Below are 15,430 nucleotides of genomic sequence, written 5' to 3' on the forward strand. Positions count from 1 at the left end.
TGATAAATTTTTTAAAAATGGCTAAAGAAATTAGTAAGGTAGTTAAACTACAAGTTAAGGGAGGTGCTGCGAACCCGTCGCCACCGGTTGGACCTGCTTTAGGAGCTGCTGGGGTTAACATCATGGAGTTCTGTAAGCAATTTAATGCTAGAACTCAGGATAAACCTGGCAAAATTTGCCCAGTGCAAATCACTGTGTATAAAGACAAATCATTTGATTTTGTCGTTAAGACTCCTCCAGCAGCAGTTCAGTTAATGGAAGCTGCAAAGCTAAAATCTGGTTCTGGTGAGCCTAATCGTAAAAAAGTAGCTAGCGTTACTTGGGAACAAATTAGAACTATTGCTGAAGACAAAATGCCGGACTTAAACGCTTTCACAATTGAGAAAGCTATGAGTATGGTTGCTGGAACAGCTAGATCTATGGGTATAACTGTATCAGGAGATGCTCCTTTTTAATTAAGAAAAAGACATGGCAAAATTAACAAAAAAGCAAAAAGAGGCTGCTTCAAAAATTGAAAAGAACAAATTATACTCTCTAAAAGATGCTGCGGCATTATTGAAAGTTGTTGCTTCTGCAAAATTTGATGAGTCTGTTGATATCGCAGTTCGTTTGGGTGTAGATCCTAGAAAAGCGAATCAAATGGTAAGAGGTGTAGTTACATTACCTCACGGAACAGGAAAAGACGTTAAAGTATTAGCGTTGGTTACTCCAGATAAAGAGGCTGAAGCAAGAGAAGCTGGAGCAGATCACGTAGGTCTTGACGATTACTTACAAAAAATTAAAGATGGTTGGACTGATGTTGATGTAATCATCACTATGCCGGCTGTTATGGGTAAATTAGGTCCATTAGGTCGTATTTTAGGACCTAGAGGTTTAATGCCAAACCCTAAAACAGGTACTGTAACTATGGATGTTGCAAAAGCTGTTGCAGAGGTTAAAGCTGGTAAAATTGACTTTAAAGTTGATAAAACTGGTATCGTTCACGCAGGAATTGGTAAAGTTTCTTTTGGAGCTGAGCAAATTGTTGAGAACGCACACGAAATTATTCAAACATTAATAAAACTTAAACCAACTGCTGCTAAAGGTACCTACATTAAAGGTATTCACCTTACAAGCACTATGAGTCCTGCTATTGCATTAGACCCAAAAGCAGTATAATTGGTAGTTAAAAATTTTTAGTATGACTAGAGAAGAAAAATCAATCGCGATTGAAAATTTAACTGCGCAGTTAGCTGGTACAAATATCATTTATGTATCTGATATTTCTGGTTTAAACGCAGAGACAACTTCAAACTTACGTAGAGCTTGTTTTAAAGCTGGAATCAAATTAGAAGTTGTAAAGAACACTTTGCTTGCAAAAGCAATGGAAGCTTCTGCTAATGATTATGGTGATTTACCAACAGTTTTAACTGGTAACAGTGCTATATTTATTTCTGATGTAGCGAATGCTCCTGGAAAAATTATCAAAGATTTCCGTAAGAAATCTGATAAACCAGTTTTAAAAGGTGCTTTCATCAACAATGAAATTTACATTGGAGATAATCAATTAGATGCATTAGCAACTATTAAATCTAAAGAAGAGCTTATCGGAGAAATCATTGGATTATTACAATCTCCAGCTCAAAGAATTATTTCTGCTTTACAAAACAAATTCGCAGGAAGCGAAGGAGAAGAAGGAGCGGAGTAATTTTAAATGTAAGGAGGAATGCTTCCTTGCTGCTTAATTAGCGCACAATAAACAAAATATAATTTTACAAATCATTTTAAACGATAGAAAAAATGGCAGATTTGAAACAATTCGCAGAACAATTAGTTAACCTAACAGTTAAAGAAGTTAACGAATTAGCAACAATATTAAAAGACGAGTATGGTATCGAGCCTGCTGCTGCAGCTGTAGTAGTTGCTGCTGGTGGTGGAGATGGTGCTGCTGAAGAAGCACAAACTGAATTTACAGTTGTATTGAAAGAAGCTGGAGCTTCTAAATTAGCAGTTGTGAAATTAGTAAAAGAACTTACAGGTTTAGGTCTTAAAGAAGCTAAAGATGTAGTTGACGGTGCTCCAAGTAACGTTAAAGAAGGTGTTTCTAAAGAAGAGGCTGAAGGTCTTAAAAAATCATTAGAAGAAGCTGGAGCTGTAGTTGAGCTTAAATAATTTAACTCAGTTTTAAGAACTAGGTTTAGGTCCTGAGCTAACACTCAAAGGCCTAAACCATTTTTCGTATAATAAAATACATTAAATTTTATTATCAAATAGTTTAAAATACGGAAGAGTTTTTGATCAATACGAAGAAAAAAAATAGAGCTTGATTTATCCGGTTTATTTTTAAAGATGTATTGATTCTAAAAAGAAAGTATAAACTAAACAATGTGTTTTACACAAAAAACTACTTTTTTTTAATCAAAATTTTGTTCATTGATGATAACAAATCAGACTGAAAGATTGAATTTTGCCTCTACAAAAAATATTCCTGACTATCCGGATTTTCTAGATGTTCAGGTTAAATCTTTTAAAGATTTTTTCCAATTAGAAACTAAATCTGACGAAAGAGGCAACGAAGGTCTATACAACACCTTCATGGAAAACTTTCCAATTACAGATACAAGAAACAACTTTGTATTGGAGTTCCTGGATTATTTTGTAGACCCGCCACGTTATACAATTCAAGAATGTATAGAGAGAGGACTTACCTATAGTGTGCCTTTAAAAGCCAGGTTAAAACTATACTGTACAGACCCAGAACACGAAGATTTTGAAACTATTGTACAAGATGTTTATCTTGGAACAATTCCTTACATGACGCCAAGTGGTACCTTTGTAATTAATGGTGCTGAGCGTGTAGTAGTATCTCAGCTACACCGTTCTCCTGGGGTTTTCTTTGGACAATCATTCCACGCAAATGGAACAAAATTATATTCTGCCAGAGTAATTCCTTTTAAAGGATCCTGGATAGAATTTTCTACAGATATTAACAGCGTTATGTACGCGTATATCGATAGAAAGAAAAAATTACCGGTAACAACTTTATTCCGTGCTATAGGTTTCGAAAGAGATAAAGACATCCTTGAAATTTTCGACTTAGCTGAAGAAATTAAAGTTTCTAAAACAGGTATCAAAAAGTATATTGGAAGAAGACTTGCTGCGCGTGTATTGAACACTTGGCACGAGGATTTCGTTGATGAAGATACCGGAGAGGTAGTTTCTATCGAACGTAACGAAATCATCCTTGATCGTGATACTATTATCGACAAAGATAATGTGGAAGAGATCATCGATTCTAACGTTAAATCTATTTTGTTACACAAAGAGGATAATAACCAGGCAGATTATGCTATTATCCACAACACATTACAAAAAGATCCAACAAACTCTGAAAAAGAAGCTGTTGAGCATATCTACAGACAATTGCGTAATGCAGAACCGCCTGATGAAGAAACTGCTCGTGGTATTATTGATAAATTGTTCTTCTCTGATCAACGTTATAACTTAGGTGAAGTTGGTCGTTACAGAATGAACAAAAAGTTAGATTTAGATATCCCTATGGACAAGCAGGTGCTTACCAAAGAAGATATCATTACAATCGTGAAATATTTGATCGAATTGATCAACTCAAAAGCTGAGATTGATGATATTGATCACTTATCAAACCGTCGTGTTAGAACAGTTGGAGAACAATTGTCTCAACAATTCGGTGTTGGTTTAGCACGTATGGCAAGAACTATTCGTGAGAGAATGAACGTTAGAGATAACGAGGTGTTTACACCAATTGATTTGATTAATGCTAAAACATTATCATCAGTTATCAACTCTTTCTTTGGTACAAACCAGTTGTCTCAATTTATGGATCAAACAAATCCATTAGCTGAGATTACACACAAAAGAAGACTTTCTGCACTTGGACCAGGTGGACTTTCGAGAGAAAGAGCTGGTTTCGAGGTTCGTGACGTTCACTATACGCACTATGGTCGTTTATGTCCGATTGAAACTCCAGAGGGACCAAACATTGGTTTGATTTCATCTCTTGGTGTTTATGCAAAAGTAAACGGAATGGGATTCATCGAAACTCCATACCGTAAAGTAACTAATGGTGTAGTTGATTTAGAAAGTACTCCAATTTACTTAAGCGCTGAAGAAGAAGAAGGAAAAATGATTGCTCAGGCAAACATTGAAATGGATGAGACTGGTAAAATTACAGCAAGCAATGTTATTGCTCGTGAGGAAGGTGACTTCCCGGTTGTTGAACCTTCAGTTGTACATTATACTGACGTTGCACCTAACCAGATTGCTTCGATTTCGGCTTCGTTAATTCCTTTCCTGGAGCATGATGATGCGAACCGTGCGTTGATGGGATCTAACATGATGCGTCAGGCGGTTCCTTTGATCCGTCCTGAAGCTCCGATTGTTGGTACAGGTTTAGAGCGTCAGGTAGCTTCAGATTCGAGAGTATTGATTAATGCTGAAGGAGATGGAACTGTAGAATACGTTGATGCAAATATTATTACTATCAAATACGACCGTACTGAAGATGAAAGAATGGTTAGTTTTGATGCTGATGAGAAAACATACAACTTAATTAAATTTAGAAAAACCAATCAGGGAACAAGTATCAACTTGAAGCCAATCGTAAGAAAAGGTGACAGAGTGGTTCTTGGACAGGTATTATCAGAAGGATATGCTACTCAAAATGGTGAATTAGCTTTAGGTAGAAACCTAAAAGTTGCGTTCATGCCATGGAAAGGGTATAACTTTGAGGATGCGATTGTAATTTCTGAAAAAGTAGTTCGTGATGATATTTTTACTTCTATCCACGTTGATGATTATTCATTAGAGGTTAGAGATACGAAGTTAGGAAATGAAGAGTTAACAAACGATATTCCTAACGTTTCTGAAGAAGCTACTAAAGATTTAGATGAAAACGGTATGATCAGAATTGGAGCAGAGGTTAAGCCTGGCGACATTTTGATCGGAAAAATTACGCCAAAAGGAGAATCAGATCCTACTCCGGAAGAGAAATTGCTTCGTGCAATCTTCGGGGATAAAGCAGGTGATGTAAAAGATGCTTCATTGAAAGCTTCTCCATCTTTACATGGTGTAGTTCTTGACAAAAAATTATTTGCAAGAGCCGTTAAAGATAAACGTAAACGTACTCAGGATAAAGATGCTTTAGGCGCTTTAGAAATGGAATTCGAAACTAAATTTGTTGAATTAAAAGACAGATTGGTTGAGAAATTATTCCTGATCGTTAACGGAAAAACATCTCAGGGTGTAATGAACGATTTGGGTGAAGAAGTTTTACCAAAAGGTAAAAAATATACTCAAAAAATGCTTTACGCAGTAGAGGATTTTGCTCACTTAAGCAAAGGTCAATGGGTTGCTGATGACGCTACTAATAAAATGGTTAATGATTTAATTCATAACTATAAAATTAAGCTGAACGACTTACAAGGATCTTTAAGAAGAGAGAAATTCACTATTACAGTTGGAGACGAATTGCCATCTGGAATCTTGAAATTGGCTAAAATCTATATCGCTAAAAAACGTAAGTTAAAAGTAGGTGATAAAATGGCAGGACGTCACGGTAACAAAGGTATTGTTGCAAGAATCGTTCGTCATGAAGATATGCCATTCTTAGAAGACGGAACACCGGTAGATATCGTATTGAATCCACTTGGGGTACCATCTCGTATGAACATTGGTCAGATTTATGAAACTGTTCTTGGATGGGCCGGTATGAACTTGGGTAGAAAATTTGCTACTCCAATTTTTGACGGTGCTTCTTTAGACCAAATCAATGCTTTGACAGATGAAGCCGGAGTACCACGTTTCGGACATACTCACCTTTATGATGGTGGTACTGGAGAGCGTTTTGCACAAAAAGCAACTGTGGGTGTAATTTACATGCTTAAATTAGGACACATGGTTGATGATAAGATGCACGCACGTTCTATCGGACCATACTCATTGATTACGCAACAGCCACTTGGAGGTAAAGCTCAATTTGGAGGTCAGCGTTTTGGAGAGATGGAGGTTTGGGCACTTGAGGCTTATGGAGCTTCTAGTACACTACGTGAAATCTTAACGGTTAAGTCTGATGACGTTATTGGTAGAGCTAAAACTTACGAAGCTATCGTTAAGGGTGAAACTATGCCAGAACCAGGTTTACCAGAATCATTCAATGTATTAATGCACGAATTGAAAGGTCTAGGTTTAGATCTTCGTTTGGAAGAATAAATAAAAGTTTTCAGTTACAGTCTCAGTATTCAGTCCCGCACTGAAAACTGGGACTGAAACTGTTTACTAAATGTTAGAAGTTTTTAAAGATTTATACCCGTAACCCGTTCCGATTTTTTATAGTAATGCAAGGCATTATATAACTAGCGCTTCAAATTAAATTTTGAAGTTTAGAGAAGTAACCCGAGGTAGTAGCTGAATGATTAACTCTTTGAATTTTTTAAAGAGTAGATTATAAATCTAAATTCAATTTTTTAATTGCAAAATAAATCAATAGTAAAAACTATGATGAATAACAGAAACAATAAAGACAAAAATCCAGTAAAAAGATTTAACAAAATTTCTATTGGATTGGCTTCACCAGAATCTATCCTGAAAGAATCAAGAGGAGAGGTTTTAAAGCCGGAAACAATTAACTACAGAACTCACAAACCAGAGCGTGACGGACTTTTCTGCGAAAGAATCTTCGGACCAGTAAAAGATTTCGAATGTGCTTGTGGTAAGTATAAAAGAATTCGTTACAAAGGTATCATTTGCGACCGTTGTGGTGTAGAAGTTACAGAGAAAAAAGTACGTCGTGACAGAGTAGGACACATCAACCTTGTTGTGCCAATTGCTCACATCTGGTACTTCCGTTCTCTTCCAAACAAAATTGGTTATATCCTTGGTCTTCCATCTAAGAAATTAGATATGATCATTTACTACGAAAGATACGTAGTAATTCAAGCAGGTATTGCTAAAAATGCAGATGGAGAATCTCTACAAAGATTAGATTTCTTAACTGAAGAAGAATACTTAAACATTTTAGATACTCTTCCACAAGAGAATCAATATTTAGATGATTTAGATCCAAACAAATTCGTTGCTAAAATGGGAGCGGAGTGTATTATGGATTTATTGGCTCGTATTGACTTAGATGCTTTATCTTATGAATTAAGACACAGCGCTAACAACGAGACTTCTAAACAAAGAAAAACTGAAGCTTTAAAAAGATTACAAGTTGTAGAATCTTTCCGTGAGTCTAACGAAAACCGCGAAAACCGTCCGGAATGGATGATTATGAAAGTGGTTCCAGTTATCCCGCCGGAATTACGTCCGCTTGTACCACTTGATGGAGGTCGTTTTGCAACTTCAGATTTGAACGATTTATATCGTCGTGTAATCATCCGTAACAACCGTTTGAAAAGATTAATGGAGATTAAAGCTCCAGAAGTGATCTTAAGAAACGAGAAACGTATGTTACAGGAATCTGTAGATTCATTATTCGATAACACACGTAAAGCTTCTGCTGTTAAAACAGAATCAAACAGACCATTAAAATCATTATCTGATTCCTTAAAAGGTAAGCAAGGACGTTTCCGTCAAAACTTACTTGGAAAACGTGTGGATTATTCTGCTCGTTCGGTAATTGTTGTTGGTCCAGAGTTGAAATTATACGAGTGTGGATTGCCAAAAGATATGGCTTCTGAATTATACAAACCTTTCGTGATCCGTAAGTTGATCGAAAGAGGTATTGTGAAGACAGTAAAATCTGCTAAGAAAATAATCGACAAAAAAGAGCCGGTAGTTTGGGATATCCTTGAAAACGTAATTAAAGGACACCCGGTATTGCTAAACCGTGCTCCTACTTTGCACAGATTAGGTATCCAGGCATTCCAGCCAAAATTAATTGAAGGAAAAGCGATTCAGCTACACCCATTAGTATGTACGGCGTTTAACGCGGATTTTGATGGTGACCAGATGGCAGTTCACTTACCATTAGGACCAGAGGCTATTTTAGAGGCGCAATTATTAATGTTGGCTTCTCACAATATCTTGAACCCTGCAAATGGTGCTCCAATTACTGTACCTTCTCAGGACATGGTCTTGGGTCTATACTATATGACCAAAGAGCGTATTTCTACGGAAGATCACAAAATTATTGGTCAGGATTTGACTTTCTATTCTGCTGAAGAAGTAAACATTGCATTAAACGAAGGAAGATTAGAATTGAATGCTCGTGTGAAAATTAGAGCTAAAGATTTTAATGACGCCGGAGAATTAGTGTACCAAATTATTCAAACAACTGCAGGACGTGTATTATTTAACGAAGTAGTACCTGAAGCAGCCGGATATATCAACGACGTATTGACTAAGAAAAATCTTAGAGATATTATCGGACACATTTTAAGTGTGACTGATGTACCTACAACGGCAGCTTTCTTGGATAATATGAAAGATATGGGGTATAAATTCGCATTTAGAGGAGGTTTATCATTCTCTTTAGGTGATATTAGAATCCCGGAACAAAAAACGAAGTTAATTGCAGATGCCAGAGAGCAAGTTGAAGGTATCTCAACTAACTATAACATGGGTCTTATCACAAATAACGAGCGTTACAACCAGGTTATTGACGTATGGACTTCAGCAAATGCTCAGTTAACAGAATTAGCAATGAAAAATATTAGAGAAGACCAACAAGGTTTCAACTCTGTATATATGATGCTTGACTCTGGGGCGAGGGGTTCTAAGGAGCAGATTCGTCAGTTAACAGGTATGCGTGGTTTGATGGCTAAGCCTAAAAAATCTACTGCCGGTGGTGGTGAGATTATTGAAAACCCGATTCTTTCTAACTTTAAGGAAGGTCTTTCGATTTTGGAGTACTTCATTTCTACTCACGGTGCTCGTAAAGGTCTTGCGGATACCGCTCTTAAAACGGCGGATGCTGGTTACTTAACAAGAAGGCTTCATGACGTTTCTCAGGATGTTATTGTTAACATTGAGGATTGTGGAACTTTAAGAGGTGTTGAAGTTTCTGCATTGAAGAAAAATGAGGAAATCGTTGAATCATTAGGAGAAAGAATTTTAGGACGTGTTGCATTGCAAGATGTGATTAATCCTTTAACTAATGAAGTATTAGTTCAGTCAGGTCACCAGATTACAGAGGCTATCATGAAGACTATCGAAGCTTCTCCTATTGAAAGAGTAGAAGTTAGATCTCCATTAACTTGTGAAGCTTTAAAAGGTATTTGTGCTAAATGTTACGGTAGAAACTTAGCTACCGGAAAAATGACACAAAGAGGAGAAGCTGTCGGAGTTATTGCAGCTCAGTCTATTGGAGAGCCAGGTACACAGTTAACACTCCGTACGTTCCACGTTGGAGGGGTTGCAGGAGGTATCTCCGAAGAGTCTAGTATTGTTACAAGATTCGCAGGTAGACTTGAGATTGAAGATTTAAAAACGGTTAAAGGTGAGGACAGCGAAGGTAATGCGGTAGATATCGTAGTATCACGTTCAACTGAGTTAAAATTAGTTGATGAGAAAACTGGAATCGTTTTAAATACACATAATATTCCTTACGGTTCTAGTATCTTTGTTAAAGATGGTGAAGCTGTAGCTAAAGGAACTGTAATCTGTAAGTGGGATCCATATAACGGTGTAATTGTTTCTGAATTTACTGGTAAGATTGCTTACGAAGATTTAGAGCAAGGGCAATCGTACATGGTTGAAATTGATGAGCAGACAGGATTCCAGGAGAAAGTAATTTCTGAGGCAAGAAACAAAAAATTAATCCCAACTTTATTGGTTTACGGTAAAGAAGGTGAATTGATTCGTTCGTACAACTTACCGGTAGGTGCACACTTAATGGTTGAGAATGGTGAGAAAATTAAAGCAGGTAAAGTATTAGTGAAAATCCCTCGTCGTTCTTCTAAAGCAGGCGATATTACAGGAGGTCTTCCAAGAATTACGGAGTTGCTTGAGGCTCGTAACCCTTCAAACCCGGCAGTTGTTTCTGAGATCGACGGTGTTGTTTCTTTCGGTAAAATCAAAAGAGGTAACCGTGAGATCGTTATCGAATCTAAATTTGGTGAGATCAAGAAGTACTTGGTTAAACTTTCAAGCCAGATCTTAGTTCAGGAAAATGACTTCGTAAGAGCAGGAGTACCATTGTCTGACGGTGCAATTACACCAGATGACATCTTAAGAATTCAAGGGCCAGCTGCTGTTCAACAGTACTTGGTAAATGAAATTCAGGAGGTATACCGTCTTCAGGGAGTAAAAATTAATGACAAGCACTTTGAGGTAGTTATTCGTCAAATGATGCGTAAAGTAAGAGTTCAGGATCCGGGTGATACTTTATTCTTAGAGGATCAATTGATTCATACTAAAGATTTTATCGTTCAAAACGATAAATTATACGGTATGAAAGTAGTTGAAGATGCTGGTGATTCTGCTGTGTTGAAACCAGGTCAGATCATTACTCCTCGTGAATTACGTGATGAAAACTCATTGTTGAAACGAAATGATAAAAATCTGGTTGTAGCCAGAGATGTAATTACTGCAACTGCAACGCCAGTTTTACAAGGTATTACAAGAGCTTCGCTACAAACTAAATCATTCATTTCTGCGGCTTCATTCCAGGAGACAACGAAAGTACTTAACGAAGCTGCTGTAGCTGGTAAAGTAGATGATTTAGAAGGATTGAAAGAAAATGTAATTGTTGGACACAGAATTCCTGCGGGAACTGGTATGAGAGAATACGATAATACTATTGTAGGATCTAAAGACGATTACAATGAAATGATGGCTAATAAAGAAGAATATATTTATTAATATTAGGAACCTATGAGTAATCCGAACCAACAGCAAGAACAGATTAATATCGAGTTAGATGAAACTATTGCAGAAGGAATTTATTCTAATCTTGCAATTATCAATCACTCATCATCAGAATTTGTTTTAGATTTTGTGAGTATTATGCCTGGTATTCCTAAAGCCAAAGTAAAGTCAAGAATTGTCCTGACGCCACAACATGCTAAAAGATTATTAAAAGCAATTGGTGAAAATATTCATCGTTTTGAAGTCGCCCATGGCGAAATCAAAGAGACAGAACAAGCTCCAATACCGCTTAATTTTGGTCCTGCGGGACAAGCATAAATTTTAAAAGCCCCAGTAATGGGGCTTTTTTTATTAGTAGAAGGAATCTGTAATAGCTTTTAAAGCTGTACAATGAAGATTTATATCATTTTTGCAAACGTTTGCAAATTTTGATTTGTGGTAAATAAGCAATGCGGTTCAACGGATTTATTTTCACTTTCGTCGACAAAATTTTTTATTGCAAATGAATTGTACTAGCTTGCGACCGCTTATATAAAAAGAGATTAATTTTTGGAGTATAAAAACTAATTAAGGTTGGATTAATTCAAATTAAAAAAAAGCGCTAATTTTTATAATTAGCGCTTTTTTTATAGTTGAAATTTTAAAATTTCTTAGTCAAATTCTGAAGTGAAGTACAGTTTCACACTTGGATATTTGCTTTGTGTCATTTGTATTGTAAAGTCTGAATCGGCAAGGAATACCAACTGACCGTATTTATCATGTGCAAGGAATTTTTGTTTAATACGTTTAAATTCTTTGAATTCCTCATTTTTAGCGTCATCTGGTTTTACCCAGCAAGCTTTGTGTACAGGAAAGTTTTCATAAGTACATTTTGCACCATATTCGTGCTCTAAACGATACTGAATTACCTCGTATTGAAGCGCTCCAACGGTACCAATTACTTTACGATTGTTCATTTCAAGGGTAAACAACTGCGCAACACCTTCATCCATTAACTGATCCACACCTTTGTCCAATTGCTTAGCTTTCATAGGATCGGCATTGTTGATGTATCGGAAATGTTCAGGAGAGAAACTTGGAATTCCTTTGAAACTCATGATTTCACCTTCCGTTAAGGTATCTCCAATTTTGAAATTTCCTGTATCGTGTAAACCTACAATATCTCCAGGATAAGAAATGTCTACAATTTCTTTTTTCTCGGCAAAGAAGGCATTCGGACTTGAGAATTTTAAATTTTTCTTTTGACGAACATGGTAATAAGGTTTGTTTCTTTCGAAAGTTCCCGAAACAATTTTAATAAAAGCCAGACGGTCTCTGTGTTTAGGATCCATATTCGCGTGGATTTTGAACACAAAACCTGACATTTTTTCTTCTTTCGGATCAACCAAACGGGTTTCAGAATCTTTTGGTCTTGGAGACGGAGCAATGGTAACGAAACAATCTAACAATTCACGAACTCCAAAGTTGTTTAATGCAGAACCAAAAAATACTGGCTGGATTTTTCCGTCTAAATAATCCTGACGATCAAATTTTGGATACACTTCATCAATCAGTTCTAATTCTTCACGAAGTTTTTCAGCTGCTTTTTGACCTACAATTTTGTCTAGTTCCGGATTGTTCTGAACATCAGAGAAAGCAATTGTTTCTTCGATATTTTTACGGCTGTCTCCACTAAAAAGATTGATGTTTTCTTCCCAAAGATTATAAATTCCCTGAAAATCATACCCCATGCCAATCGGGAAACTCAAAGGTGTAACCGTAAGTCCAAGTTTTTGTTCTACCTCGTCCATCAAATCAAAAGCATCTTTTCCTTCACGGTCTAATTTGTTGATGAAAACAATCATCGGAATGTTACGCATTCTACAAACCGCTACCAACTTCTCCGTTTGTTCCTCAACCCCTTTTGCAACGTCAATTACAACAATAACACTGTCTACAGCAGTTAAAGTTCTAAAAGTATCTTCGGCAAAATCCTTGTGTCCCGGAGTATCAAGAATATTGATTTTTTTGTCTTTATAATTAAAAGCAAGTACAGAGGTTGAAACCGAAATACCTCTTTGGCGTTCGATTTCCATGAAATCACTCGTTGCTCCTTTTTTGATTTTATTATTTTTTACAGCTCCCGCTTCCTGAATAGCCCCTCCAAACAACAATAATTTTTCAGTTAAAGTTGTTTTACCGGCATCAGGATGCGATATAATTCCAAATGTTCTTCTGCGTTGTATTTCTTTTAAAAAGCTCATATTTCGTATAAATAGGTTGCAAAAGTACTATTAAATACAGCTTTATAAAAATATTCAGTTCTTAAATTTGGAAGACTTTCTTTTAAAAAGATGTTTTAAGATAAAATAGGGTACTCTTTCAAAAGGAAAATAGTCGCTTTTCTTAATTAAAAAGGCTTTTGAAGATAAATGGATGGTGATGCCTTATTTAAATTTGATATCTTAGCTCCAGCGGAGCAAAATCTTTATAGCAAACAGAATCGTAGACAGAAAAAAGCTCCGTAGGAGCGATATATCTTATCCTGGAGGTTTTTTTTAAAGTACAGGGTGTTTTGTTATCAAAATTGCGCCCTTCCGGGGTGCATTAAAAAAAGGCTGTCTTGATTTAAGACAGCCTGATCGTTATTTTAAGTTTAAATTATTGATTAATTGACCAAATGGAATATCCTTTTGGCGGGCATTGTATTTTTACCCATTTATCTCCTTGAGTTGTAGGGTACCAGCTTGAATTTCCGGTGAAATCTTTAATTTGAGTATTGGCCCAATTCGTCTGGATCCATCTTTCCTGCCAGGTGTCAGAATTGTTAATGTAGACAACCAATCCGGGATTTCCGTTGTAACCATTTCTTCTGGCGATGTATTCGTCATTGTCAGCGTATAAAATAGAAGTTGTTCCGGTCGCTTTATTGTTGTGAATCCAGATTAGGTTGTTAAGTTTGTTCTTGTCCAGCCATTCTTCATAATCCCTGTAAAAAATAGTCGGGTAACCTTCATGTGTCAGGATATAAGAATAAGCAAGTAATTTGCTCCAGATTTCATCGGTATCATGATTGGTTACGAAGGTCACTGCTTTGTACGGATTTCTTTTCCACATCATGTCATCATTCAAAAGTGCCAGATTATTTCCGTCAAAAGCATCATTCATTTTATAGTAACAGGCGAAATCGAATACAGAACTGTTAGCATTGTTTGCCCAATCATTCAGAGTATTTACATTAGAGTCCCATAATTCACCAACAGAAAACCCTCCTACATTCGCATTCCATGAGTTTACGACCCAAGCGCCAAAACCTTTTACATAATCGAATCTCCAGCCGTCAAACTTCATGGTGTTTTTGTAGTATTTACCCACTCCGTCAGCTCTTATCCACAACCAGTCCTGCACATACGGGCTGGCATGGCATAAATCAGGAAAGCCTCCAAAAGCACCTTCATCATTATTGCCGTAGCTGTTTTTGTAGAAATCGTTATAATTACGAGTAAATTTTCCTGAAGCTACTCCGCTAAAATTAGTCCAGGTGTTTGTTCCGGTAAAAGGATTCGCTTCCGATTGCCCGCCGCTATTGTGATTGATCACGATGTCTGCGTATACTTTTAAATTCTCGGCATGTGCGTTCGTAATTAAGTTAACCAGCTCGGTTTTTGAACCAAAACGGGTTTCTACAGAGCCATTTTGGTTGTAATCTCCAAAATCAAAATAATCTGTAGGGTCATATCCCATAGAGAAAGCCCCGTTTTGTGCTTTAGAAGCGGGAGGAAGCCATATTGAACCAATTCCTGCGTTAGACCAGGCGGTTACCTTGCTGCTTACTGTATTCCACCAGGTTCCTCCCGAAGGAACATCCCAGTAAAAGGCCTGCATCATAACTCCGCCCCCGGGATTGTCTACATATTTTCCGGTTGAGGAAGAATTGGAAGCTCCTGTACTAAAGGGCCTTCCGTCATGATGTGTAACGTTAATAATTTCAAATTGTTCGCTCTGAGCTCTGGAATCTGTTTCAATGGTTTCATTTTGCGAGCACGAACCTAAGAATGCAGTAATCGCTGCAATCAGGTAAAGTTGTACAATTGGTTTTTTCATGATTTTCGGTTTGGTTAAAAAAGTTAATAAAGTTTGTAATTGCATTTTAGCGAGGGGAAAAGAGTGTTTTATTCGCAGTTTTTCCTCTTTAAATTATCAATTACATAACTAAAGTATGTGTTTTTTGATCTCATTTGATTTTGCAGGAAATTAGTTATCCAACGAAAACGTTGTAGTATTAATAACTTTTTTAATTGTCCGTATGTTTAACAGCTTGAAATTTAGTATTGTATGTTTCTTGTGGCTGTTATTTAGTGGTTTACGGATAACTTAGGATCGTTTTCTCCTTATAGTTTAATGAGGTTGAGAAGTTCGTTTCGAAGCAAATTAAGGGACATCTCTATAATTTTTTGTTAATAGTATAGCCGATAGTTGTATTATGTAATTGAATTGTTATTTTTGTTCGTTATAAGTCAAAAGGAACTAGATCTTAATTGTTTCATATTTCAGGAATTATACTTCTGCGGTATTTTAAAAATGATCTTAGTTTATGACAAATTCTAAAGCAGGATCTTTACAT

At 36.5% G+C, this 15,430-nt stretch carries 9 protein-coding genes; 7 read left to right on the top strand and 2 right to left on the bottom strand.

Annotated elements, in window-relative coordinates; genetic code table 11:
* Positions 1–17 precede the first annotated feature (17 nt).
* The 7 genes from rplK (at position 18) to ACAM30_RS13290 (ending at position 11,145) form a co-directional block, all read left to right on the top strand.
* Entirely contained in the window at positions 18–455 is a 438-nt protein-coding gene (gene rplK / locus ACAM30_RS13260; RefSeq protein WP_008466923.1) for a 50S ribosomal protein L11, read from the top strand.
* A 13-nt stretch (positions 456–468) separates the two neighbouring features.
* Complete coding sequence (gene rplA / locus ACAM30_RS13265; protein ID WP_369615096.1) at positions 469–1,158, top strand: 50S ribosomal protein L1; 690 nt, start codon at positions 469–471, stop codon at positions 1,156–1,158.
* A 22-nt stretch (positions 1,159–1,180) separates the two neighbouring features.
* Positions 1,181–1,687 carry a 50S ribosomal protein L10 gene (gene rplJ / locus ACAM30_RS13270; protein WP_369615097.1) on the top strand — a complete coding sequence of 169 codons (507 nt, stop codon included), beginning with the start codon at positions 1,181–1,183 and terminating at the stop codon, positions 1,685–1,687.
* A 92-nt stretch (positions 1,688–1,779) separates the two neighbouring features.
* Positions 1,780–2,151, top strand: a complete 372-nt coding sequence (rplL, locus tag ACAM30_RS13275) for a 50S ribosomal protein L7/L12 (protein WP_223710056.1) — start codon at positions 1,780–1,782, stop codon at positions 2,149–2,151.
* A gap of 264 nt (positions 2,152–2,415) precedes the next feature.
* Positions 2,416–6,228, top strand: coding sequence for a DNA-directed RNA polymerase subunit beta (rpoB, locus tag ACAM30_RS13280; protein WP_369615098.1), 3,813 nt, complete (start codon positions 2,416–2,418; stop codon positions 6,226–6,228).
* A gap of 285 nt (positions 6,229–6,513) precedes the next feature.
* On the top strand, positions 6,514–10,821 hold the full coding sequence (gene rpoC, locus ACAM30_RS13285) for a DNA-directed RNA polymerase subunit beta' (protein ID WP_026110014.1): 4,308 nt from the start codon (positions 6,514–6,516) through the stop codon (positions 10,819–10,821).
* Positions 10,822–10,833: 12 nt separating this feature from the next.
* Positions 10,834–11,145 carry a DUF3467 domain-containing protein gene (locus ACAM30_RS13290; RefSeq protein WP_017496730.1) on the top strand — a complete coding sequence of 104 codons (312 nt, stop codon included), beginning with the start codon at positions 10,834–10,836 and terminating at the stop codon, positions 11,143–11,145.
* A 332-nt stretch (positions 11,146–11,477) separates the two neighbouring features.
* Here the strand turns inward: ACAM30_RS13290 and ACAM30_RS13295 are convergent, their stop codons facing one another.
* Positions 11,478–13,070 (bottom strand): peptide chain release factor 3, encoded by a 1,593-nt coding sequence (locus ACAM30_RS13295; protein WP_369615099.1) that lies wholly within the window; start codon positions 13,068–13,070, stop codon positions 11,478–11,480.
* Between the two features lie 397 nt (positions 13,071–13,467).
* Positions 13,468–14,910, bottom strand: a complete 1,443-nt coding sequence (locus tag ACAM30_RS13300; RefSeq protein WP_369615100.1) for an alpha-amylase — start codon at positions 14,908–14,910, stop codon at positions 13,468–13,470.
* Between the last annotated feature and the right edge of the window lie 520 nt (positions 14,911–15,430).

The organism is Flavobacterium sp. CFS9 (assembly GCF_041154745.1).
GTDB lineage: Bacteria > Bacteroidota > Bacteroidia > Flavobacteriales > Flavobacteriaceae > Flavobacterium.

Excerpts from the sequence above, each read along its gene's own strand:
- rplA (WP_369615096.1), top strand. The coding sequence starts at position 469 with ATGGCAAAATTAACAAAAAAGCAAAAAGAGGCTGCTTCAAAAATTGAA.
- rplL (WP_223710056.1), top strand. The coding sequence starts at position 1,780 with ATGGCAGATTTGAAACAATTCGCAGAACAATTAGTTAACCTAACAGTT.
- rpoB (WP_369615098.1), top strand. The coding sequence starts at position 2,416 with ATGATAACAAATCAGACTGAAAGATTGAATTTTGCCTCTACAAAAAAT.
- ACAM30_RS13290 (WP_017496730.1), top strand. The coding sequence starts at position 10,834 with ATGAGTAATCCGAACCAACAGCAAGAACAGATTAATATCGAGTTAGAT.
- ACAM30_RS13295 (WP_369615099.1), bottom strand. The coding sequence starts at position 13,070 with ATGAGCTTTTTAAAAGAAATACAACGCAGAAGAACATTTGGAATTATA.
- rpoC (WP_026110014.1), top strand. The coding sequence starts at position 6,514 with ATGATGAATAACAGAAACAATAAAGACAAAAATCCAGTAAAAAGATTT.
- rplJ (WP_369615097.1), top strand. The coding sequence starts at position 1,181 with ATGACTAGAGAAGAAAAATCAATCGCGATTGAAAATTTAACTGCGCAG.
- rplK (WP_008466923.1), top strand. The coding sequence starts at position 18 with ATGGCTAAAGAAATTAGTAAGGTAGTTAAACTACAAGTTAAGGGAGGT.
- ACAM30_RS13300 (WP_369615100.1), bottom strand. The coding sequence starts at position 14,910 with ATGAAAAAACCAATTGTACAACTTTACCTGATTGCAGCGATTACTGCA.